The 22,472-nt window shown below is 55.3% G+C and carries 18 protein-coding genes; 12 read left to right on the plus strand and 6 right to left on the minus strand.

Annotated elements, in window-relative coordinates; all coding sequences use genetic code 11:
• Positions 1-148: 148 nt before the first annotated feature.
• Positions 149-811 carry a DUF1326 domain-containing protein gene (locus tag AC5DDB_RS22630; RefSeq protein WP_491742027.1) on the minus strand — a complete coding sequence of 221 codons (663 nt, stop codon included), beginning with the start codon at positions 809-811 and terminating at the stop codon, positions 149-151.
• Positions 812-1,047: 236 nt separating this feature from the next.
• On the opposite strand from AC5DDB_RS22630, the gene AC5DDB_RS22635 reads away from it, so the two are divergent.
• From AC5DDB_RS22635 to AC5DDB_RS22660, 6 genes are all read left to right on the plus strand, one after another.
• A complete protein-coding gene (locus AC5DDB_RS22635; RefSeq protein WP_491742028.1) occupies positions 1,048-1,422 on the plus strand; it encodes a heavy-metal-associated domain-containing protein in 375 nt (124 codons plus the stop codon).
• Positions 1,423-1,493: 71 nt separating this feature from the next.
• Positions 1,494-2,762: a CCA tRNA nucleotidyltransferase gene (locus AC5DDB_RS22640; RefSeq protein WP_491742029.1), complete on the plus strand. Its 1,269-nt coding sequence runs from the start codon at positions 1,494-1,496 to the stop codon at positions 2,760-2,762.
• 186 nt (positions 2,763-2,948) lie between these two features.
• Complete coding sequence (locus AC5DDB_RS22645) at positions 2,949-4,058, plus strand: Gfo/Idh/MocA family protein (RefSeq protein ID WP_491742030.1); 1,110 nt, start codon at positions 2,949-2,951, stop codon at positions 4,056-4,058.
• Between the two features lie 47 nt (positions 4,059-4,105).
• On the plus strand, positions 4,106-5,191 hold the full coding sequence (locus AC5DDB_RS22650; protein WP_491742031.1) for a hypothetical protein: 1,086 nt from the start codon (positions 4,106-4,108) through the stop codon (positions 5,189-5,191).
• Between the two features lie 35 nt (positions 5,192-5,226).
• Positions 5,227-8,199, plus strand: a complete 2,973-nt coding sequence (locus AC5DDB_RS22655; RefSeq protein WP_491742032.1) for a serine hydrolase — start codon at positions 5,227-5,229, stop codon at positions 8,197-8,199.
• Between the two features lie 64 nt (positions 8,200-8,263).
• Positions 8,264-10,321: an FAD-dependent oxidoreductase gene (locus tag AC5DDB_RS22660; RefSeq protein WP_491742033.1), complete on the plus strand. Its 2,058-nt coding sequence runs from the start codon at positions 8,264-8,266 to the stop codon at positions 10,319-10,321.
• Between the two features lie 320 nt (positions 10,322-10,641).
• Here AC5DDB_RS22660 and AC5DDB_RS22665 read toward each other — a convergent pair whose 3' ends face one another.
• A complete protein-coding gene (locus AC5DDB_RS22665) occupies positions 10,642-10,908 on the minus strand; it encodes a hypothetical protein (protein WP_491742034.1) in 267 nt (88 codons plus the stop codon).
• Positions 10,909-11,663: 755 nt separating this feature from the next.
• On the opposite strand from AC5DDB_RS22665, the gene AC5DDB_RS22670 reads away from it, so the two are divergent.
• The 4 genes from AC5DDB_RS22670 to AC5DDB_RS22685 all read left to right on the plus strand — a co-directional run bounded on the left by AC5DDB_RS22670 (position 11,664) and on the right by AC5DDB_RS22685 (position 17,134).
• Complete coding sequence (locus AC5DDB_RS22670) at positions 11,664-14,411, plus strand: VWA domain-containing protein (protein WP_491742035.1); 2,748 nt, start codon at positions 11,664-11,666, stop codon at positions 14,409-14,411.
• Between the two features lie 86 nt (positions 14,412-14,497).
• A complete protein-coding gene (locus AC5DDB_RS22675; protein WP_491742036.1) occupies positions 14,498-15,793 on the plus strand; it encodes a YfaP family protein in 1,296 nt (431 codons plus the stop codon).
• 238 nt (positions 15,794-16,031) lie between these two features.
• Complete coding sequence (locus tag AC5DDB_RS22680) at positions 16,032-16,214, plus strand: YqaE/Pmp3 family membrane protein (RefSeq protein ID WP_491742037.1); 183 nt, start codon at positions 16,032-16,034, stop codon at positions 16,212-16,214.
• A gap of 59 nt (positions 16,215-16,273) precedes the next feature.
• Complete coding sequence (locus AC5DDB_RS22685; RefSeq protein ID WP_491742038.1) at positions 16,274-17,134, plus strand: DUF2188 domain-containing protein; 861 nt, start codon at positions 16,274-16,276, stop codon at positions 17,132-17,134.
• 143 nt (positions 17,135-17,277) lie between these two features.
• Here the strand turns inward: AC5DDB_RS22685 and AC5DDB_RS22690 are convergent, their stop codons facing one another.
• From AC5DDB_RS22690 to AC5DDB_RS22705, 4 genes are read right to left on the minus strand one after another with little or no spacing between them, the layout of a single operon-like run.
• Positions 17,278-18,312 (minus strand): AAA family ATPase, encoded by a 1,035-nt coding sequence (locus tag AC5DDB_RS22690; RefSeq protein ID WP_491742045.1) that lies wholly within the window; start codon positions 18,310-18,312, stop codon positions 17,278-17,280.
• A gap of 37 nt (positions 18,313-18,349) precedes the next feature.
• Complete coding sequence (locus AC5DDB_RS22695; RefSeq protein ID WP_491742039.1) at positions 18,350-18,595, minus strand: SlyX family protein; 246 nt, start codon at positions 18,593-18,595, stop codon at positions 18,350-18,352.
• Between the two features lie 41 nt (positions 18,596-18,636).
• A complete protein-coding gene (locus AC5DDB_RS22700) occupies positions 18,637-18,978 on the minus strand; it encodes a hypothetical protein (RefSeq protein ID WP_491742040.1) in 342 nt (113 codons plus the stop codon).
• Complete coding sequence (locus AC5DDB_RS22705; protein ID WP_491742041.1) at positions 18,979-20,865, minus strand: carbon starvation CstA family protein; 1,887 nt, start codon at positions 20,863-20,865, stop codon at positions 18,979-18,981.
• Between the two features lie 516 nt (positions 20,866-21,381).
• On the opposite strand from AC5DDB_RS22705, the gene csrA reads away from it, so the two are divergent.
• Positions 21,382-21,606: a carbon storage regulator CsrA gene (gene csrA, locus AC5DDB_RS22710; RefSeq protein ID WP_491742042.1), complete on the plus strand. Its 225-nt coding sequence runs from the start codon at positions 21,382-21,384 to the stop codon at positions 21,604-21,606.
• A gap of 671 nt (positions 21,607-22,277) precedes the next feature.
• A partial coding sequence (locus AC5DDB_RS22715) for a flagellin (protein ID WP_491742043.1) occupies positions 22,278-22,472 on the plus strand: 195 nt, incomplete at its 3' end.

Consider the following 22,472-nt stretch of genomic DNA (forward strand, 5'->3'; position numbering starts at 1 on the left):
GAGTTGTCGTTGTAGAATCGTTCATGCAAACGTGGATAGATCGAAGGCGCAATCAGGAAAATACTGGCCTTTCACTTTAGCACTCCATCCACCAACTTGCGATGTTGCCGAACGGGAATCATTCGGCTCTCGATAATTTATTCACAGATCACTTCCGAAAAGTGGCCAAAAACGCGCCACGTTCTCCGCCGCCGCTCCAAGATTTCTGCAAACCTTTGCCACGGAAGGTGTTGTCGAGAGAAAACGCCGGATGAGCGTTCTCCACTTTGACCAGCGGTTGATAAAAAACAATTTCATTCGAACAAACGCAGTCGTTTTTTTTCAGCTGACGAGTTTCGATTTTGGCAATCTGGCCCGCTTCAAAACGACCGCTGCTGCTGAGATGGTCGTTCTCGAGCTTAAACGGCACACGTTGAATGTGTTGCACATTTGCGGCGAGTTTGCCGGCGGACTCTTTCACAAACGCGACCAACGCTTGTTGCTGCTCGCGATCGGCTTTTTCGTCGACCAAGACCACCGATTCGATTTTGCCGTCCTTCATTGGGAAGACACCGTCATCCCCGAGTGTGGTGTCGGAAGACACTACTAACGCCACTCCACACCCAGCCAAATCGACGTTGTCCCAGGAACCCTTGTCGACTTTCCACGCCAAAAGTGCTTCTTTTCCGGCGAGTTCCATTTCTCCGTTTGCAAAGCAGGGACCGGTATACACATTGCAAGAGCGTGCTTCGAGATATTCCCCTTCAATGGTCGCCGCACCTGCGACGGATGTGGTAGCCAAGACAATTGTAGCGAGAGATAAAAATCGCATGGTTCGAAGACCTTTCCAAATGGCACTTGCAGTTTGTGGCATGATTTCTATTTTCGCGCTGAACACACATCCCGTCAACCTTGTCAAATCTGTGAGCTAATTCACAGCAGAGACGACGGTCCCTTGCGACAATTGATTTCCGTCGGTGATGAACCTTGCGATGTCGGTATTGGTTCACCACAATTCATTGTTGAACGGAGTCGATCTCTCCACCTCTTTATTGGTTTAGGAATCTTATGAAGACACTTACGATTTGCGGTTTGATGTTGACGTTCGCCGTTGGCTGCGGAACAAGTGCACCGGCCCCCGAAGCAACTGGTGAAACGGAAACAACTGCGGCTGTTACTCCGGTTGTTTACAACGCTGGTGAATCTTTGACATTGGAAGTTCCCGGCATGCACTGTCCGTTCGGGTGCTATCCTACGGTCGAGAAAACACTGACCAGCTTGGACGGTGTGGAAGAAGTGGAACTTGTGCCACAAGAAAAAGAAGGCGAAATCAACGATCGCCGCGTGGTAGTGAAACTCAACAATGAATTCGACGCCAACAAAGCCGTTTCCGCATTGGCGGATGCCGGGTTTGATGGTGCTAGCGTCGACAACAAGAATTAATCACGACGTCTCATCGACAAGCCCCGGCGTCTGCACGCTGGGGCTTTTTTATTGCTGATAACCAATAGAACATGAGCCAAATGACGGCCGAAGACCCCAACCGCGACTACGCCAGAACTCTTGTCCGTACGCTCCGTGATGCCGGTTTTGAAGCGTTGTGGGCGGGCGGATGTGTGCGAGATTTTCTACTGGGTCGCACGCCGAAAGACTACGACATCGCCACCAATGCGACTCCCGACCAAGTCCGAGAGTTATTCGGCCGCAAACGCACACTCTCCATTGGCGCGAGTTTTGGAGTCATTGTGGTGTTGGCTCCGAAGGGGGTTGAGCATGTCGAAGTCGCCACTTTCCGAAGCGATGGCAACTATGAAGACGGCCGCCGACCGACAGATGTGGTGTTTACCTCCGCTGAGGAGGACGCCAAGCGACGGGACTTCACCATCAATGGCATGTTCTACGACCCGTTGGAGAACGCGATTCGGGACTATGTCGGGGGTGAAGCGGACTTACAATCTGGTGTGATTCGGGCGATCGGTGATCCTCATGCACGGATGACCGAGGACAAACTGCGAATGCTACGGGCCGTCCGCTTTGCCGCTACGCTCGATTTCCGCCTGGACGAGACCACCCAGGCCGCCGTGTGCGAGATGGCGTCGCAACTTACCGTTGTCAGTGCGGAGCGAATCGCGCAAGAACTTCGCCGGATGCTGATTGACCGCCATCGCAAACGGGCGATCGAGATGCTTGCGGAGACGGATTTGCTCCCGGTTATCTTTCCGGAGTTTCGAACCTTATTGCACAATGAACTCGATTCCTGGGAAGCCACACTCAAGGCACTTGGAAATCTCCGGGAGCCGAGTTTCCCACTCGCGGCTGCTACCCTATGGCATCGGCTGCCCGACGCGGGATCGCCGACCACATTGGCTCAACGACTGGGAAAACGTTTGCGACTTTCTAACGACGATGTTGCCCAAATCTCCTGGCTCCTCGAACACCGCGAGAGTTTGGCAGACGCCGACCGCTTGCCAGCCCATCGGCTCAAACGCATCCTGGCGGCTCCGGGGATCAACGATTTGCTGTCGCTGATGCAAGCGGATCGCATCGCACGTGGTGACGATGTGGCACCCGTCGAGTTTTGTCGGGACTATTTGGCAACGCACACGGCGGAAGAAATCGATCCCCCGCAGTTGGTAGGGGGACACGATTTGATCCAACTCGGCCTCAAACCGGGCAAGGAATTCAAAGCCCTGCTCGATGCGGTTCGCGATGCCCAACTCGACGGCCAAATCGAGAATGCCGACCAAGCGTTGGAACTCGTTCAACAACTCCGTCGGCAGTGACCCCGCGGCTTGGTTGCATCGTATGTCGGCTCGCGGTAAGACTGCTTAGTCGATCTGAACCCACACAAATAGGGCCTTGTAAAGGCTTTGATGTTGGGACGTGGTGACATAAACCGCTCCGTTGTCGCTCATTGCGTATTGATGAGCCCCCAAATTCTTCAGTTGACGTTCCAATAGGTAAATCCGATGACTCAGACTGTCCGCATTGGCATTATCGGCGCGGGAGCCGTTTCCGACTATCACCATGTCCCCGGCATCAACATCGACCCGCGAGCCGAGTTGGTCGCAGTGTGCGATCCGAACGAAACGCTGCTGGAACAACGCAAATCCGAATGGGGCCAGTTCTTCGCCACCACGGCATACCAGGAAATCGCCGACCATCCCGATGTCGATGCCGTCATCATCGCCACACCGAACTTCACGCACCGTGAGATCGCATTGGCGTGCATCGCTGGTGGGAAGCATGTGATGTGCGAAAAGCCGCTGGGGCTCAACTACGAAGAGTCCAAGGAAATGTACCAAGCCGCTCGCGACCGGAACTTGCGACACATGACGGCGTTCACGTACCGGTTTGCTCCGTCGATGCGGTACGTCCGGCATTTGGTGAAAAGTGGTGCCCTCGGAGAGTTGCGACACTTCCGCAGCCAACGGTTCCTCGATTGGCCCGAAACAAGTTGGGGTTGGCGTCAGTACAAGAAGACCGCCGGCGCGGGCGACTTGTTCGACATGACGATTCACCGCATCGACTTCGCTCAAGACTTACTCGGGCCAATCAAAAGCATCTGCGGTGCGGTCGCTCAATTCGCTCCGCGTGACAAAACCGCGGATGGTCAAGACTGCCCGCCGAGTGAAGTCGATGACTGGTCGAGTCTCATCGGTCAATTCGAGAACGGAGCCGTCGGCGTCTGGGAAGGCAGCACGCTGATGAAGGGCTATCACAACGATGGCTTCGGATACGAATGGGCCGAAGTCAACGGCAGTAAGGGGTCAGCGGCGTATCAGCTCACGGACCCGAACAACGTGCTCGTCGGTCTCAACGGCGATCCCGTTAAGAAGATGCCCGTGCCGGATGAATTCCTCGTCATCGAAGGCAGCCCCCGCAAACCGCACGAAGGTGTGCCGAGCACCGTGTTCCGTTACGACTTGGTCTACGAGTTCGTGTCAGCCATTGTGGAAGGACGCGACGCGATTCCCGGCTTCGATCATGGTGCCAGTGCCCAAGCGGTTGCGGATGCCGTGCTGAAATCATTCGAGGAAAAAACTTGGGTCGATTTAGACACCGACCTCGATAACTAATCACGCATGGTCCGTCCCGCCTCGCTCCTCGGCATTGGGAATTCACTATGAAACACGCTGCGTTTGGGATACTTCTGCTGCTGATTGCCAGTTCGTCTCCGGCGTTCGCACAGAAGAAACACGCACCGATTCGCGAGGACATCCCGTACGGTGCACAGCTCGATCCGAAGATAGAAGAGCCAGTTTTCGCGGTGTGTTCGAAACAGGGGATGCGGGTGCTGGTCTCTCGGGACGACGGCAAAACTTGGCAGCAAACGTTCCTCGGCACGGACTCGCTCGAAGATGGCGGCTGGCACGGGACGTTTGCGGTTTACGGAATGGCAGCGACGAACGGCGTGATCGGTGTGTTCTCGGGGTGGGGCACACCCGGTGTTTACATCGGTTCGGACGACGGTGTCCATTGGACTCATTTGAACAAGTCTCCCGCTAAACTCGGCAGCGTATGGGGCGCGGCTGGTGGAAACGGAGTTCTACTGACGAGCGCCGACCAATGGCGGGGCGTGACAAGTTCGGGTGAGACCTTCTCGGAGTGGAACGCTCACAAAGTGATGCCGTTGCTCGACGGTGGCAAAACCCACCACATGATTAGCGGGTTCGGCGATTACGACGGAGGTCGGTTCGTTGTCGTCGGCGATAATCAGCACGTGTTCTACAGCGATGACAATTGCCGGACCTGGAAGCACAGTCGCATTCCCGAGGCGGCAGGCGGTAGTCAGGAAGTGGTGGCGTTCGGCAACGGTGTGTTTCTCGTCAGCTTCAAAGATCACGTCGCGCGTTCGGCCGATGGCGGCAAAACTTGGACGCTCCACGAACACGGCCTGAAAGGGTGGGGCAAGTCGTGGCGGGGGTTGAGTTTCGTCAGAGGCGAGTTCTGGCTCACCGCACAGAAAGGCAGTCACGGTCGTAAAAGCAAAGACGGTATCACCTGGACCGACTTGCCAAAATCGACACCCGGCGGGCGGTTCGTCGAAGCGGAATCGGGAACGATCATCAACGTCGAACGTCGTCGTTACGACATTCGCCGCAGCGAAGACGGAGTGAATTGGGACATCGTATTTACCGCTCCGAAAGAAGATGTCAGTTGGGATACGGCGTTCGCCGTTTATGCCAAGGTCAACAAGGTCGTCAAATAGTCGCAGCACACTTGCGAATAATAAGGTGAATCGGAATGCGAACCGTCATCACGCTGGCCCTGCTCATCGGGATTTCGATGAGTGGATTACAAGCAGCCGAACCGTCGCCCACTCACAAGAATATCGAATTTGCAAATGTCGATGGGCACAGCTTGAAGCTCGATTTGTATCTGCCGAAGGAAAAAGAACCGCCGCTGGTCGTGTGGATTCATGGCGGCGGTTGGCGGGCAGGTAGCAAGGATCGGTGTTACGTGTCTTGGCTGACCGAACACGGTTACGCCGTCGCAAGTATTTCGTATCGGCTAACGGATGTCGCAACGTTCCCCGCACAGATTCATGATTGCAAATCGGCCGTTCGCTGGTTGCGGGCGAATGCTGACAAGTACGGCTACAGCACGAAAAAAATCGCCGTTGCAGGTGCGAGTGCAGGTGGCCAACTCTCGGTGCTTCTGGGGACAACGACGGGCGTGCCGGAACTTGAAGGGACTGTTGGCGGCAATCTCGATTATTCCTCGCGAGTCGACGCCATCGTTGATTACTACGGTGCAACCGACTTCATTCAACGCACCAAAACCCAACCGCACAAAACGATCAAGAAAGGTTCGGTCGTGAACTTGTTGCTCGGTGGACCGGCGAATGAAAAAGTCGAACTAGCACGATTGGCTTCAGCGGCATTTCACGTCACTAAAGACGATCCACCACTACTGATCTTCCACGGAGCCCAAGACAACACCGTTTTAGTAGGCCAATCAGAACGCATCGTCGATGTTTACAAAAATGCGAACCTTCCTGTCACGTTTCACGTGCTGGAAAAATCCGGGCACGGGGGTGACGAGTTCTTCCGCGGCGAAAATCGGCCACGTCTCGTGAGTTTTCTCGATCAACAATTGAAACCGAAGGCAGCGACAAAGTCCGCCAAGTTGCCCAGAAGCACGCCGGAATCGCAAGGTGTTTCGTCGTCGGCGATCCGCGCTTTTGTGGAAGCCGCCGATGAAACCGTCGATTCGATGCACAGTTTCATGCTCGTTCGACACGGAAATGTGATCGCCGAAGGTTGGTGGGAACCTGAAGCTGCTAGCAAGCCACACATTCTGTGGTCGCTCAGTAAGAGTTTCACGTCGACGGCTGTGGGACTCGCTGTTGCGGAGGGAAAACTTAACATCGATGACAAGGTACTCAGTTTCTTCCCGGAAAATGCTCCCGAAGAACCGTCCGAGAATCTGAAGTCGATGCGGGTGCGTGATTTGCTGACGATGTCAACGGGGCACGACGCCGAGCCGTGGTGGCAGGGTGACGAAGTTTGGACCAAGCGGTTTCTCTCGCAGCCCGTGCCACACAAGCCTGGCACATCGTTCATGTACAACACGCCGGCGACTTACATGCTGTCGGCTATCGTGCAAAAAGTCACCGGGCAGACCGTGCTTGACTACCTAACGCCTCGGTTATTCGAACCGCTTGGCATCGAAAAACCAACCTGGGACGCCAGTCCGCAGGGCATTTCGATCGGCGGTTATGGCTTGTATTTGCGAACGGAAGACATTGTGAAATTTGGTCAACTCTACTTGCAAAAAGGCAAGTGGGACGGCAAGCAACTCATCCCCGCCGCGTGGGTCGCAGAAGCGACGAGCAAGCAGGTCGAAAACGGCAACGCACGCCACGCCCGCAATCCGGATTGGAGTCAGGGTTATGGCTTCCAGTTTTGGCAATGCCGACATGGAGCCTACCGCGGCGATGGGAAGGACGGTCAATTCTGCATCGTCTTGCCGAAGCAAGATGCCGTGATCGCCATCACCGCCAAGACCGGCAACATGCAGCAGCAACTCGACTTGGTCTGGGAACATCTGCTGCCTGCATTCCACGACGAAGCTCTACCCGAGAACCTAGATGAGGCGAAGAAGCTACGGAACACGTTGTCGAACTTGAGTCTCGCGGATCAGTTTCTACAAACCCCTGCATACGTCGGTCCGCCGAAAGCACCGGAACACGCGACAAACAATCGAGCGTTTCAGGGTATTCCTAGCATGGCGATCGCACCGAATGGCCGACTATGGGCGAACTGGTACGCGGGTGTCACGCCGGGTGAAGATCAAAATAACTATGTGGTGCTGTCGACGAGCGGTGACGACGGGAAGACCTGGCGGGAAGTCCTTGTTGTTGATCCTGACGGCTCTGCCCCCGTGCGAACGTTCGATCCCGAAGTATGGGTCGCACCGACCGGACGCATGTTTGTCTTCTGGGCGCAGTCGCAAGGTCACGAGGGTTCGGTCGCCGGCGTCTGGTGCATTCACACCGATAACCCTGACAACGAACAGCCCCAATGGAGTCAACCCCGACGCCTCACCGACGGCATTATGATGTGCAAACCCGTCGTACTCAGCACGGGGGAGTGGGTGTTACCGGCTTCCACGTGGCGAGAGACCGACAACAGTGCCAAAATGATCGTGTCCACAAACCTCGGTCGAAGTTGGACACTGCGGGGCGCATGCAATGTGCCGAAGAATGTTCGTGCGTTTGACGAGCATATCATCACCGAACGGAACGATGGCTCACTCTGGTTGCTGGCTCGCACGAAGTACGGAATCGGCGAAAGTGTCTCGACCGATCGCGGTAAAACCTGGCCGGAACTCACGCCTACGAACATTGCCCATCCGAGTGCCCGGTTCTTCGTGAGCCGACTGAAATCGGGCAATCTGTTATTGGTCAAACATGGCCGCATCAATGAACGCACCGGCCGCTCGCACCTGACCGCGTATCTCTCTAAAGATGATGGCAAAACTTGGACGGGCGGACTGATGCTGGATGAACGCACCGGCGTCTCATATCCAGATGGCCAACAAACGGACGATGGCCTGATCCGAATCATCTACGATTACGATCGCCTCGATGAACGGCATATTCTAATGGCGACATTCCGGGAAGCCGACATCGCAGCGGGGAAAATCGTGAGTGACGACGCCAATCTGCGGCAACTCGTCAGTGATGCATCCGGCGGCCAAGAAAAGAAGTAAGACAACGCTGTAAAAAATCTCGCTGTGACCACCAAACCGAAAAGCCTTCCATTGAAAGCGTGAGATGAAACTGAGTGCTCAACACATCATCGTTGCCAGCGTGCTGCTGATTGCCACTTCATTCGTCCAGGCGGAAGACGCAAAACTTCCCGAACCGGCGGTTCCAGGGCTGCGGTATTATTACCCGCCGGAGAAAGTCGAACCGCGTGTCATCGAAACCGATGTCTGCATTTACGGCGGAACGTGTGCCGGAGTCGTGGCGGCGGTGCAAGCGGATCGGATGGGGCAGCGGGTTGTACTCCTCGAGTTCGGCAAACACCTGGGCGGTTTAAGTTCTGGTGGCTTGAGTCACACTGACGGTGGTGATGCGGCGGTCTGCGGCGGGGTTGCCCGCGAATTTTATAATCTGATCGGTCATCGCAACTTCCGCCCGTCCGATGCCGAAGCGGGTTTCGAGAAACTTCTTGAACCGACCCAAGTCGTCGTTCAGAAACTCGCTCATCTCGACAAGGTGAAGAAGGACGGTTTGCGAATCGTCTCGATCACTATGGAAGACGGACTCGAAGTGCGAGCCAAACAGTTCATCGATGCCACCTACGAAGGGGATTTGCTCGCGCGAGCCGGTGTCTCTTGGCATGCGGGGCGAGAAGCGAACTCGGTTTACGACGAAACGTACAACGGCATCCGCATACCGGGAACCGGCGGGCACAACTGGCCGACGAAGGTCGATCCTTACAAAGTGGCGGGTGATCCGACGAGCGGTTTGCTGCCTCGCGTCAACAATAACCCTGGCAAACCCGGCGACGGCGACGATCGCATTCAGGCATTCTGCTTCCGGATGTGGCTGACGAAGAAAGACCCGCGTCCGTTTCCCAAACCGACCGTCTACGATCCCGAGCAATACGAATTGCTCGCCCGGCTATTCGAAAGCGGTGCCAACCCGGCCATCGGTTGGAGTCTCGATACCAACAACCATCACCTCTTTAAAGGCGCGTACTTCATCGACTTCGTCGGCGGCAACTATGGTTGGCCAGACGCAACCTGGGCCGAACGCGAGCAAATCTTCCAGGATCATGCCAACTACCAGATCGGCGTGATGTGGTTTCTTACGAACAGCCCTCGCGTTCCGGAAAAGTATCGCACCGAGTTTCAAAAGTGGGGGCTGCCAAAGGACCTGTACGAGGACACTAGCGGTTGGACGCATCAACTTTATATCCGCGAAGGCCGGCGGATGGTCAGTGATTATGTCATGACACAGCACAACTGCCAGGGCGTTGAAGTGCCCGAAGATAGTGTCGGGCTGGCGTCGTACAACATGGACTCGCATCATTGCCAAATGACCGTCGTCGATGGAGCCGTTCGCAATGAAGGCAACGTCGAAATCCCCGTCGAGCCATACCCGATTGCCTATCGAGCACTCACGCCCAAGCGAACCGAGTGCACGAATTTGCTGGTACCGGTCGCGTTGTCGTCATCGCATATTGCGTTCGGTTCGATCCGGATGGAACCTGTTTTCATGCTGCTCGGCCAAAGTGCGGCGACGGCTGCGTCCCAAGCAATTGCCGCCAACGTTGCTGTGCAAGACGTCGACTACGCGACACTTCGCAAGCGTCTCCTCAAAGACGGTCAAATTCTGGAGTACACCGGACCGCCACGTCACCGTGGAGGCGGGCGAGTCGGCATCGATCCCAAGACGCTGTCTGGCGTGGTTGTGGACAATGACAAAGCCGAGTTGATCGGTCCCTGGCAAACCAACAACGTGACTCATCCGCGAGTCGGCCCAACCTATGTGCACGACAACAACGAAGCCAAGGGCAAATGTGTCGCCAAGTACACCGTTCATCTGCCAAAGCCAGGACGTTATGAAGTTCGAGCCAGTTGGCCCTCAAACCCCAACCGCGCGACAAACGTGCCAGTCACGCTCCATTTTGGAGATCAATCGACGACGGTACTCGTCGATCAAAAGAAGACCGGGGAGGACGGTTTTAACTCCCTGGGCCAATACACTTTTGGAAAGACGGCTGTCATCGAGATTTCGAATGCAGACACCAACGGTTATGTCATTGCCGACTCTGTCCAACTGCTCGAAGTGCGAGACAACCTGGAAGATGCAGATCGTTAAATCGCGAGTGAGCACTCTCGTTCCAAATGACTGACATAAGACGATCGGCGAGCCTGACTCGGGCAATAAACGACCACAGTGGTGCTTCGCCTGCCAGTTCCGTCTTCGTCAGCTTGAACAAAATTGCCAGTTCTTGCGGACGAATTTCGGTCCTGAGATATCTTGTCTTCGACGAGTTTTTCGATGACAGGGGACTCCGCAGCCCACAGGTTTTCCTGACCAATCAAAGAACGAGGCCTAGCGATCTTTCGAACGCTAGGCCTCGTTTACGTGAGTCTCAGATGTAACGTCAATGGATTTGATGCCTACGGAGATCGTCCTCAGTCTGTTTTCTCTTCGATGAGGTCGCCGCTTTGCTCGGCGTGTTCGCCGCGTGCTTCCTGTGTTTCACGACGTTCCTCTTCGATTTCCGCTTCTTCCTCAGTAGTTGTCACGCCATCCTCACGCGCTTCCCGTTCCGTTTCCAGAGTTTCGTTCTTCTCTTCTTGCAGGTCTTCCCTTGCGTCATTGAGCTGAGCTTGATCACTACACCCCACGCTACCCACGCACAAAGTCAAGGCGAGGAGTCCCAGATAGATACGATTCATCGTTGAGCCTTCGGTTAGAGCCGTTTTCGGTTGAACGTCAAAGTGACTTTCTCATGATGATGGAACACGAACAGATTCGCCGGTTCCACCACGATCCACACGGCGAAGTTCCGGTAGCAATTCCTATGCCCACTTTCAGAGATTCTCAATGCACAGTACGTTCTGTCGTCCTGGCATCCCGATTTCTATCACTATCGATGATGAGCGTCTCAAAGAACTTTATGCATGGATGAATGGTGGTATTGGGAGGAATTCGAACTGCATGGAAGACGCAGCACGTGTGAGCGATTTCGCGTGATTTCGATTTGTTTACGTTGTTGGAACTTGAACGATTTCTTGAGACACGGTTGGCTTTGCGTAGTCGGCAAGGTTTCGCTGGCCTGGACGGAACTCGTGCACTGCCCACATGTTGCAAAAGGACAACCGACCCGTGGAACCTGAACGGTATAACCCCCGGACTTCCCTAGACTCGCGGTCTTTTTTAAGAAATCCATTTTTACGCGAGCATTTCGGCGGTGTAGAATCATTCTAGTGGTACTTCTTTCTTGCATTGAAATTCCGCGAACTCTGCAACCATCTGAACAGGAGTTGCGATTCCGGGATTTATCGATTCAAAGTGGTCGGACCACGCGTGTGGACGATTTGAACTCTGCCGGGACTACAACCGGTGAGGCCCGTCCGAAACGAGAACCAAATGGAAATCGATTCACCATACGGGTCGTTTTGTCCCGGTATTTGACGATCGGAGTCACTTGATGCTCTGCGAAAGTTTTTCGAAATTCAGACGCCGACTTCCTGCCGCCGTGTTGGCTGCGGGTTGCGTGGTCGGCAGCGGATGGGCTCACAGCGTGTGGGCCTTCGATGGTCCGTCGTTCCCTAGTCCGGCTGCTCGGGCAACCGCAGCGTCGGCGACCGCAGCGGTCTACAGCATGACCGACGCGACCAACACCTCTTATATGGCGTTGATGGTGAAAGCCGCCAACTTGCCGGCTGTTCAAGAGTCGCGAGACCATGTGGTTCTCTTCGACACGTCGGCCAGCCAGATGGGTGCTCACCGCAAACAAGCGTTGAGCGTCGTCCAAGAGTTATTCGCTCGATTGCCGAAAGGTGACCGTGTCTCGCTGATGGCAGTCGACTTGTCGGCTCAAAGCATTACCAACGGCTGGACCGACCCGCACAGCGACGCTGCTCAAGACGCTCTCAAAACTCTGAGCCGACGTGCTCCGTTGGGAGCGACCGACTTGGCCGGTGGCTTGGACGCCGCGTTGTCACGAGTAACTGGCGAACGCCCCACGTCGATCATCTACATCGGCGATGGAATGAGCATGGCGGAATTGCTTGACGCTGGCGAAGCGAGTCAACTCGTTCGTCGGCTGAACATGCAACGCGTGCCGGTTCACAGCTACGCAGTTGGGCCGAAGAAAGACCTGCAACTGCTCGGCATTCTTGCCCAGCAAACCGGTGGCGTGGTGCTGTTTGATTCCGCGAGTGAAAAACTCGATCAACCAGCGGGTGTGGCTCAGCAATTGGCGACCGCCACGCATGCTCCAGTGTACTATCCCCAGGAAATTACCCTGGACGACGACCGCTTGGAGATCCTTCCGCGTGAAGCTCTCCCAATGCGATCCGACCGCGACACGGTCTACCTGATCAAAGGTCGTACCGATGACGCGATCCATGTGAGCATCAGTGGTGATCGTGCGGAAATGTCCGTATCGGTGCCGCAAGCTGACTTCCAACATCGAAACACGTTCGTCCGTAATCTGTGGAATCGGGCGGCTCAAGACGATGGCATTAGCGTCGCGTTTGCCGGTCAATCGATGTTGCGATTGGCTCAAGCCGAGTTCGATAACAATGTCGCCGACATGGTCGCGGCCGGTGAAAGAGCCATTGCCATCGGTAACGCCGATCAAGCGAAAAAGATTGCTCTTGCCGTTCGTGAGATCGATCCGAACAACGTCAATGCTGAAGTTCTGTTGCGGTCTGCGAAGACGATTCACATGCAGAACGTCGCCTTCCAACCGGGCGGAAGCTTGCTGGATGACCCTGCGGTTCTGAATGCAGCGGACGATGACATCGCACCTGTCGCACCGGCTCCCGGAGCCCCGCCGGCTGGTGTGCTCGATGAAGTCGAACAGGCTCAGCGGTTCCGTACCGAGAAAGTCGCTCGTGACATTGATCGTCGTCTCGCAGAAGCCAACGCACTTGCTCAAACCGACCCGATCGAAGCGTTGGAACAGGTGAAACGAGCCGAGTCGGTGTTGCGGGGAATCGACAATATCAACCCCGAAGTCCGACTGGGTTTGCTACGTCGTCTGCGGGCCACTGGCGAACAAATCGCCAACCGTGTGCGAATCACGCAAGAAGAGATGGCTCGACTCGCAGAGCGTCAAGTCGCATTGGAAGCTCAACAACGCTTGCTCGATTTGGCCGCTGAACAAGAGAACGAACTCGAACAGCTGATTGACCGCGTGCGGGCGTTGATGGTGGAAGGTTACCATGGTGATCCAGACGCCTTCGAACGTGCGGAAGCCGTTGCCCGCGTGGCTGTCGAGTTGGAACCGGGGAACGGACCAGCGACAGCGGCGTTGTTCACCTCGGAAGCTGCCGGCCAGTTGGACAAAGCATTCCGGTTGCGGTCACTACGATACGACCGTTTCTTGGAAACGATGTACCAGGTCGAACTCTCCCACGTGCCATTCCCAGACGAACCGCCCATCCGTTGGCCGTCGGCTGCCGATTGGAAAGCTCTCACAGAACGTCGTCGCAAATGGGCTTCGGTCGACTTGAAGAAGAACAGCCCGTCGGAAGAGCGGATTCAGCAAGCTCTGCGAAATCCGGTCGACTTCCAGTTGATCTTCGAAGACAACACGCTGCGTGAAGCTCTGCAGTACCTCGCGGATGCGTTGGACATCACGATTCTGCCCGATCAACGTTCGCTCGATGAAGAGAACATCAGCCTCGATGACGAACGGATCACCTTGGAATTGGGCCAAATTACGCTGCGAAGTGCCTTGAAGATCATGTTGGAACCGTACGATCTGACGTACATCGTCGAAGACGAAGTGATGAAGATCGTGCCGATTTCCGTGGCTGACACGAAACTCAGTACCCGTGTTTACCCGGTGGCCGACTTGGTCATCCCGATCACGAACCAACTTGCTGCCGGTTTGGGGCAAGGGTTCGGGGGTGTCGGTGGTCTGCAAGGGGCAGGTGGTTTTGGACAGGGCGGTCAGTTCGGTCAAGGGGCTCAGCCGTTCGGTGGTCCTGGCGGTGGTGGTGGAGCAGGTGTGTTCAATGTCCCTGCGACACCGATTCCATGGCGGCCCATCGAAGACGTGCAGAACGTCGAAGAAACGACCGAATTGGATGAGAATCTCACGAGCCAAGTGACCGGCCCGTTCGGTTTGGGTTTCGCCCAAGTGCAAGACGACGGATTTCAGCTCGACAACCAAGCGATTGAGTCCCTCAAGAACTCCGATCGCAAAAAAAAACAGCGGTAGAACCGAAAGATAGGAAGTCTGCGCAAAATGCAGAGACCAAGCAGCCGTCGAATCGAAGTTCTGCTTCCGATTCGACGGCTTCTTCTTTGCCGCAAGCGTCGAAAGCCGATCCCCTGCCGCTTAAGGCCACTGGCGATCCAGAGGACATTTGGTTCGAGTACTTCGAAGCCAACAAACCCGATCCCGATTCCGTACGGCGAGGAATACTTCGTCTGCACGAACAAAAGAAACATGAAGCCGTCATTGCCGCCATTCGGGCTGCACTGGTCAATGACCAGTCGCAACCGTGGATGTACGACGTCCTTGCCCTCTCCATGCGGATTGCGGGTCGTCCTGCGGAAGACATCGAACGGGCGGTTTACTCCGGTATTGATTTCGCCGGGGCCGACTTCCAAACGATGATGATTTCAGCGGCTTACCTGACGCGGTTCCATCAGGCCGAAACCGCTCTTCGGATGTATCAGCAAAGTTCGAAGATTGCCCCGACTCGTCCCGAACCTTATGTCATGGCGTTGCGATTGGCACGACTTGAACGTGATGAACCGACCATCCGTTGGGCGGCTCAGGGAGTGCTGGCATATTACTGGGCCAGTGATTTTGCCCGTCTGCACAAGGAAGCCGAAGCCGCGTTGCTCGACTCGGCCGAACGATTACGCAAGTCCGGCCAGATCGCCGCCGCCGAGAAAGCAGAACAAACCCGCGTCGAAGCTCTGCAACGTGACTTAGTGGTCCGACTGACGTGGAACGGCGTCGGCGATTTGGATTTGCTCATCGAGGAGCCGTCCGGTTCGATTTGCTCTTTCGACAACCGCGTGACGACAGGCGGCGGGGTGATGGTGCACGACGGTTACGGCCCCGACCAAGATAACTGTTACGAACAGTACGTCTGTGCCTTCGGTATGCCGGGGACTTATAAGGTGCGGATTCATCACGCCTGGGGGAATGTCGTCGGCAAACGTGCCCGGTTGGAAGTCATTCGATATCAAGGAACACCGAATGAGTCCACGCGAACATTCACTGTTTCGCTTCAGGAAGAAGACAGCGTCATTCGGTTGCAGCTCGGGCAAGGACGTCGGGAAAGTCTTGCGGAGATCCCGGTGGAAACGTCATCCCTGCCGTTGCGGGCAGTGCGAAATGTGCGATTGGCCGGCGGACAATCCGCTTCGTCTCGTGAAGCGATTCGCCGATTCCAAGACTCCCGCCTGCAACCGGCCGGTTTTGGGAACATTGGGTTCGCGCAAGGGATCACAGTCGTTCGTGAAGGAACCACACTTAGTGGTTCCGCGGTCGTCTCAGCAGATCGTCGTTACGTTCGGCTGTCATTGGCCCCGGTTTTCTCCAACCTGACCGATGTCTTCACCTTCAGTTTCCAAGGACCGTAACTTGAAATCGTTTAACACTTAAAGAAGCAAAAGTGGTCAATCAGCCACCAAGTTGGATTCGTTGAACACGAATTTCGAAACAGACTGAATCTGGAAATCAACCGAAGATCTCCGTTTTTCCTGGAAAAGCGGAGATCTTTTTGCGTTTTGTACGGAATCGGTTGGATTTGGCGCGGTGTGTGCTTTGCAACGTCTGGCACACATTTCCTGTCAATAATTCGACCGAAGGATATTTTCCATGACCACCTTACAAGCGACCGGCGGCGACGTCATTCGGATTCTGTTTGCCATTCTGTTGCCCCCGGTTGGAGTGTTTCTGCAAGTCGGATTGGGTCTGCACTTTTGGCTGAGCATCGTGCTCACACTATTGGGATTCATTCCGGGAATCATTCACGCCTTGTGGATCATCCTCACGCGTTAAGTCTCGGAACGCACTCCGATTGCCTCAGATTTCACGAACATCATCAAGGAGACGAGAGAGTGTCAACGAACCTACACGTTGTAACGCACGAAGAGGGATGGGCCATTAAGGAAGAAGGCAAATCCGATGCAGTTTCTACCCACTCGACGCAGAAGGAAGCCGTAGAGCATGCCGTCGAGATAGCAAAGGGAGACGCGAATGTTGTCATTCACGGACGTGATGGTCGAATTCGTGATGTGAAGTCCCCGGACAACGGCGATTCCGAAAGTCGATCTCAGACTACAGGTCGAACGGTTGCATCAGGTGCAGAGGGAATCGCTTCACTCGGCACACGCATTCGTTGGAGTGCAGTGCTCGCCGGATTCTTCGTCACGCTCGCCTCGAGTATCACACTGACGGTCCTCGGTTTTGCGTTGTCGCTGTGTTTAGCGAATGTGCTTGGTGCTGACGGGTTGCGAACTTTTGTCGGTGCTTGGATTTCCATCACGACACTGGCGTCATTGTTCGTGGGTGGTCTTACGATTTCGCAACTGACAGTTGGCGAGTCCGACTATCTCGAACCGAGCATTTACGGGGCAATCCTTTGGGCTCTGACGATAGTCATGGTGCCGCTGATGCCGTTGTCGGCAGTCAATATGGGATTTGGTTCTGTGGGGACGAACGAAACGACACCCGGAATCGAGTTAGACGATGCAGCCTTGACCGAAGCCGGTCTAAACAGCGAACAAGCTGAAACAGTGCGAACGATGGTCAACAAATCAGATTCACCGAGCACCTGGATCACCGGTAACGCCACGGAAATCGCCTGGTTGACCTTTGCAGCGTTAGTCTTGTCGCTTGGGGCAGCTGTATTCGGTGCGATCACCGGTGCGGGGTTGCCGGAAGACTTCCCCACACGCCGAACGGCCGCTGCCGCCTAGTGATAACGTAATTGTCATTTCAAATAAAAATGCGAACCCGTCGACGTGAGCAACTTTGAATTCTTACGGTTTCTATCTCACGGAGTTCAGTAAACGCGAGCGTTTCCTGCATCCTTCACTGACCTAGAAGTCCATGAGACAGTCTAAGTTGCTCGAACGTCGGCGGGTAATTCGCGTGCGACTTCGGGAACCGCATCTAAGAGCAATTCGACGACACGTTGCGGTGTCCAACCTTCTAATCGGGCGCTGTAATCGAGAATCAATCGATGACTCAGCACACTCACCGCCACTCGTCGAACTTCGTCGAACCCGACGTTCGGTTTGCCCGCCAGTAACGCTGCCGCTCGGGAAGTGCCCGCGAGTGCAATCGCCGCCCGTGGCGAGGCCCCAAATCGCACGAATCGGCGAACTTCCTCGGGAGCAGTTTTATTTTGGGGGTTGGTTGCCGACACCAAACGGGCGATGAACCCGGCGACCGCCCGTGGCAAGTGAATTTGATCGACTTGGTCGAACAACTGTGTGAACTCTTCCTGAGACAACACTGTATCGACTTTTGGCGGACGACCATGTCGGCGAGTGTTGATGATTTCTTCGAGAGTGTCGCTAGAAACGCCATGCACATCTAGCTTGAACGTGAACCGGTCGAGCTGCGCTTCCGGAAGCGGGTACGTGCCTTCCAACTCGATTGGGTTCTGCGTGGCGAGCACGAAAAATGGAGCGGGCAACCGGTGCGTTTCGCCCATCACGGTCACTCGGCGTTCTTGCATGGCTTCGAGCAACGCAGCTTGCGTCTTCGGAGTGGCCCGGTTGATTTCGTCCGCAAGCAACAAGTTCGCAAAGATCGGCCCACGATGGAACACAAACCGACGGTGTCCGTCGGCGTCTTCGAGGATAGGAGCGCCAATAATATCGCTCGGCAACAAGTCGGGCGTAAATTGCACGCGACGAAACTCAAGACCGAGTAACGCGGAAAGGGTTTTGATCAATTCCGTCTTGCCCAAGCCCGGCAGACCTTCCAAGAGCATATGCCCTTGGGCAAGCAAACAGATCACGACCAATTCGAGCAACTCACGTTGCCCGAGAATGACCCGTTCCAACCCGTCTACCAATCGCAGCAGCGTTTTCTGGGCCTGTTCGACTTCCTCCGGCGAGAGCAGGGCGATCGAGGCTTCCAACATTTCTGGGGATTGTTCGTCCACCGCGTCTCCGTTTCTGTCATCTTCGATGATTAGGGGGCACGTCAAGCAGTAGCATCTGATCAACGGTGTCTTCCGTCGTCTCCTCGTCTTCGTGCATCGCTCGCTGCAATATCCGCTGCAGTTCCGCGATGACCGTGCGTTGCCGATCCAACTCGGCTCGCTGCGCGAGAACGACGGAATTCAATTCCTCGAAATCCCGCTGCAAGTGCATCAGCGCAGTCTCGACTTCCATCAAACGATTGTGCTCGTGAGAGGAACTCATGTGGTGCTCACTGGGGAAAAATTGAATTCGAGAGCCCTATCCTAACCAGGATTGCGACCCTCGCCAATCCGGTGAACGTGCATGGGTGCCGAATCGCCCCACTTTAACCCGAGCCAGACCAACGTCACTGCGGCCGAGATCTGCAGCAGTCCCAATGCCCAGATTGGCAATGTCCAAATCAGCATGGCAGTCGGATTCGTTAGCAATTTGCTGCCGTTCTCTAGCATGATGACGCTGTCTTCGCCGAGAGCGTATTCTTCCCCCACGAGCCAGATCAGCCAGCTCATCAAATCGTCTGAATACCACATTGTGAACAGTCCGGCGGAGAACAGCCCTAGCGACTGGCCGAAAATGAGAATCTTGATTCCGACGGACTTGAACATTCACGTCTGCGGTTGGGTCTGTGTCGTTGCGGGTGGTTGAGGAAGTGGTGGCAACGTTTTCTCCAAGACGCCTTTGGTTTTAGGCCACATGAGCATAGCTTCGACGATCATCCAGGCTTCGAGTGCCAAGGTGACGGCAGCGATGCCGACCAACAGCGGGCGTTCTTGGCCGGGTTCGAGCCAACCGGGAATTTGGGAAATCATCGCCCAGGCCGGCATGATCAGCATGAAGATCGCGGGCACAATGGCGAACAACACCGGTTTGCCTCGTCGCCACAACCAGAACGAAATCACGAGGAAGGCCAACCCGCCGAGAAGTTGGTTGGTAGCCCCGAACAATGGCCAAAGGATCAAACCGCCTTTGCCGGCATCAGCCCAGGTCCATGCCTGTCCGGGTGCCGGAACGAGTGCCAAGGCGAATGCCGTGACGACGGCGAACATCGTCGCCCCGTGCGCGTTCTGTAACGGTCGCATGATTGGTTGCATCGCGGGGGCTTGCTCACCGACGGCGGAACTCAACTCTTGAATCACATAACGTTGCAGACGCGTGGCGGTATCGAGTGTAGTGGCAGCGAATGACGCAACGAGCACGCCCATGATAGCGACCGCCATCGCATGATTGACGCCAATGCCTTCCAAGAAATTCGCCGCTCCGACGACAAACGCGCCAATTTTCACCGCCAATCCGGCGTTGGCAGCGTTCCAGTCGGCATAAATACTGTTCCACAGTGTGCCACCGGTTTGGCCGCCAAGCGTGGCGTGATCGGGCCAACCGAGTCCAATTCCCGCAGCGACCGCGAGAATCACGATGATGGCGAGAAAACCTTCGGTCAACATCGAACCGTAACCGACGAACTGGGCGTCCTTCTCGTTCTTGACTTGTTTGCTGGATGTTCCGCTAGAAACAAGACAGTGAAACCCACTAATCGCGCCACAGGCAATTGTAATGAACAACACCGGCATGATCGGCGGGGCATTGGTTGGGCTGAGTTCAATCGCGGGTGCGACCATGGTGACGGCTTGTCCGTCGACACCGATCAATCCCGTCACGATGACGGCAACGACGACCAAACCCAAACTTGAAATCAGTTGCAAACTGTTGATGTAATCGCGAGGTTGCAGCAACATCCACACCGGCAGCACGCTCGCGATGTAACAATAAATGAGCAAAATCGCAGTCCACACCGAGAGCGGCCAACCCGCGAGCGTTTCATTGATGCTTCGGATGCCAGCACCGAGGGCACCGCCATCACCGGCGACTCCCGGGCAACCTGCTCCCAGCCAGACCGTCAAATACATCACGCCAAGCGCCAGAAGCGATGGCACGAGTAGGTTGGCCCCTTTCCGGTGCAGCCATACGCCAATCGCGACGGCCACCGGAATCTGCAAAAACACCGGCAGAATCGAAGCCGGAAACATCTTGAACACCGAGGCGATCACCAAACCGAAAATCGCCAACACAATCCACAGCGAGAACAGAAGAATCAGCAGAAACAGAATCCGCACACGCGGGTTGAGTAACCGGCCAGCAATGTCGCCAACCGTTTGTCCGCGGTTTCGCATGCTGATGATCAGCGAACCGAAATCGTGCACCGCACCGAAGAAAATCGAACCGAACAACACCCATACGAGAGCTGGCACCCAACCCCACATAATTGCAATCGCCGGCCCGACGATCGGTCCGGTTCCTGCGATGCTGGTGAAGTGATGCCCGAACACGATGCCCTTGGATGTCGGTACGTAATCGCAGTCATCGTTCAAGGCCACGCTGGGGACATTGGCATCAGAGTCGAGCTGGAAGATTTTCCGAGCCAACCACCGCCCATAGGTGTGGTACGCGATCAGGTACGCGATAATGGCTCCGAGCACAATGAACAGCGTCGTCATGGAAGGCTACTTCTTTTTGGAATCTCGAAGAGTCAGGAGGGAAGATCACAAATCGCAAACCGTGCGACTCCGGGAATCCGTTCAAATTACCGCACCGGAGTGGCCATCGCAACACGTAGGCTCGCGACATGAAAGGATTCCGGGGCGGGTCGGCGATTCGACATCACACACAGAACCGGTAAGGTTTCTCATTCGTTTCGGCTCCTGTTCAAAAAACGAGCAAGCAATCGCGAAATTCTGTGATCGGTGTGCCGATTCTGTAGGCATGTCGATGCGAGATGGCGTTCGGGCAGGATTGACCCGCTTCGCCAACAGGAGTCACCGCCGCCCCCGCGATCGGTTTGCATCGGTAAGTTGACAAGAGTGTTTGAAAGAGCCGTCGTTCCGTCGGTTCGTCCGCACCCTCGTGGGCGTTTTCCCGCGCTGGTCGGAACGTCGATTTCTTCCATGTGCAACTTCAAACTGTCGGCTTGCCGGTCCTGGTCGCCCAATTGAAAATGAAAAGGAGTTCATCCCATGTTGGTTCTATCGAGACAGCGCGACGAAAGTATCATCATTGGGGATAATATCGTGATCACGATCGTCGACATCCGCGGCGACAAAGTCCGGCTGGGGATTCAAGCCCCGGTCGAGATCCCGGTGCATCGCCAAGAGGTCTACGACGCCATCAAACGAGACGGCGGTTCCAAACGCCCGGGTCAAAAAAATTCTTCAACTTCGACCGAAGAACAACCTGAGTGACGTGATGACGCGTTCTGCGTCATTCGCCGCATCGACCTTGCTCTCTAATGCCCTGTCCAACGGATTCGTTCCGGGTTGATCTTCTCACGATCTCGTCACGCAACTCGTGAGAAGAAAAGACTTTCCGACATCTCCCCTTAGGCTCTGCGACCTTGCACGGATATGCTGCTCGGTTGCCAACTTCCCTCTCGAGCCGACCCGTTCCAGTTCTACCGATCCTGCCGGTTGGCCGCAATTCAGCGATACCGCCAACGCAAAACCTTACCTAGTCCCACCTTTCTTTCTATTTCCCCCAGTTTTCATGGCCTGTTGCGATTTTGCAACCGATATTTAAACAGAGACTGAGTTCTTGCCGTCTCGAATCCTAGAGATGTGTCGGTCTGATCCGATGCTTTTTTAGGGTTCCTGGACTGTTGGCACTCTGTAAAGGGCACTCCAAGGGACGTTCGCGACTCCCGCGGGTCAGTGCTTCCGAGACTGTGACAACACGGACGCATTTTCACAACCGGATCTCGAACCCGGACGATTTCGACTGTGCTCGCATAATGGATTGCGGCTCCTATGAATAGATTCCCCCGCGACCACTGAAGAAGTAGTCCGGTCACCCCCATCCGTTCGATTCCCCCCGAAGTGATTCGGGAAGAGAGTGGTAGTCAGAAAGGCTCAGCTACATGTCACGAATTAATACAAACGTCGCCTCGCTTCGCGGGCTGCGTAACTACAACAAAGCCAACAAGATGCTCGACACATCGCTGACGCGATTGTCGACCGGTTTGCAAATCAACTCGGGGAAGGACAACCCCTCCGGTTTCATCGCGAGTGAAACACTCCGATTGCAAGTCACCTCGATCGAGCAATCGATCAAG

Source organism: Thalassoroseus sp. (genome assembly GCF_984380535.1).

Coding starts and splice junctions, on each gene's coding strand:
- AC5DDB_RS22630 (WP_491742027.1), bottom strand. CDS start 811: ATGCGATTTTTATCTCTCGCTACAATTGTCTTGGCTACCACATCCGTC.
- AC5DDB_RS22655 (WP_491742032.1), top strand. CDS start 5,227: ATGCGAACCGTCATCACGCTGGCCCTGCTCATCGGGATTTCGATGAGT.
- AC5DDB_RS22650 (WP_491742031.1), top strand. CDS start 4,106: ATGAAACACGCTGCGTTTGGGATACTTCTGCTGCTGATTGCCAGTTCG.
- AC5DDB_RS22645 (WP_491742030.1), top strand. CDS start 2,949: ATGACTCAGACTGTCCGCATTGGCATTATCGGCGCGGGAGCCGTTTCC.
- AC5DDB_RS22660 (WP_491742033.1), top strand. CDS start 8,264: ATGAAACTGAGTGCTCAACACATCATCGTTGCCAGCGTGCTGCTGATT.
- AC5DDB_RS22680 (WP_491742037.1), top strand. CDS start 16,032: ATGACCACCTTACAAGCGACCGGCGGCGACGTCATTCGGATTCTGTTT.
- AC5DDB_RS22705 (WP_491742041.1), bottom strand. CDS start 20,865: ATGACGACGCTGTTCATTGTGCTCGGAGCCATTATCGCGTACCTGATC.
- AC5DDB_RS22665 (WP_491742034.1), bottom strand. CDS start 10,908: ATGAATCGTATCTATCTGGGACTCCTCGCCTTGACTTTGTGCGTGGGT.
- AC5DDB_RS22690 (WP_491742045.1), bottom strand. CDS start 18,312: ATGTTGGAAGCCTCGATCGCCCTGCTCTCGCCGGAGGAAGTCGAACAG.
- AC5DDB_RS22635 (WP_491742028.1), top strand. CDS start 1,048: ATGAAGACACTTACGATTTGCGGTTTGATGTTGACGTTCGCCGTTGGC.
- AC5DDB_RS22700 (WP_491742040.1), bottom strand. CDS start 18,978: ATGTTCAAGTCCGTCGGAATCAAGATTCTCATTTTCGGCCAGTCGCTA.
- AC5DDB_RS22695 (WP_491742039.1), bottom strand. CDS start 18,595: ATGAGTTCCTCTCACGAGCACAATCGTTTGATGGAAGTCGAGACTGCG.
- AC5DDB_RS22640 (WP_491742029.1), top strand. CDS start 1,494: ATGAGCCAAATGACGGCCGAAGACCCCAACCGCGACTACGCCAGAACT.
- AC5DDB_RS22670 (WP_491742035.1), top strand. CDS start 11,664: ATGCTCTGCGAAAGTTTTTCGAAATTCAGACGCCGACTTCCTGCCGCC.
- csrA (WP_491742042.1), top strand. CDS start 21,382: ATGTTGGTTCTATCGAGACAGCGCGACGAAAGTATCATCATTGGGGAT.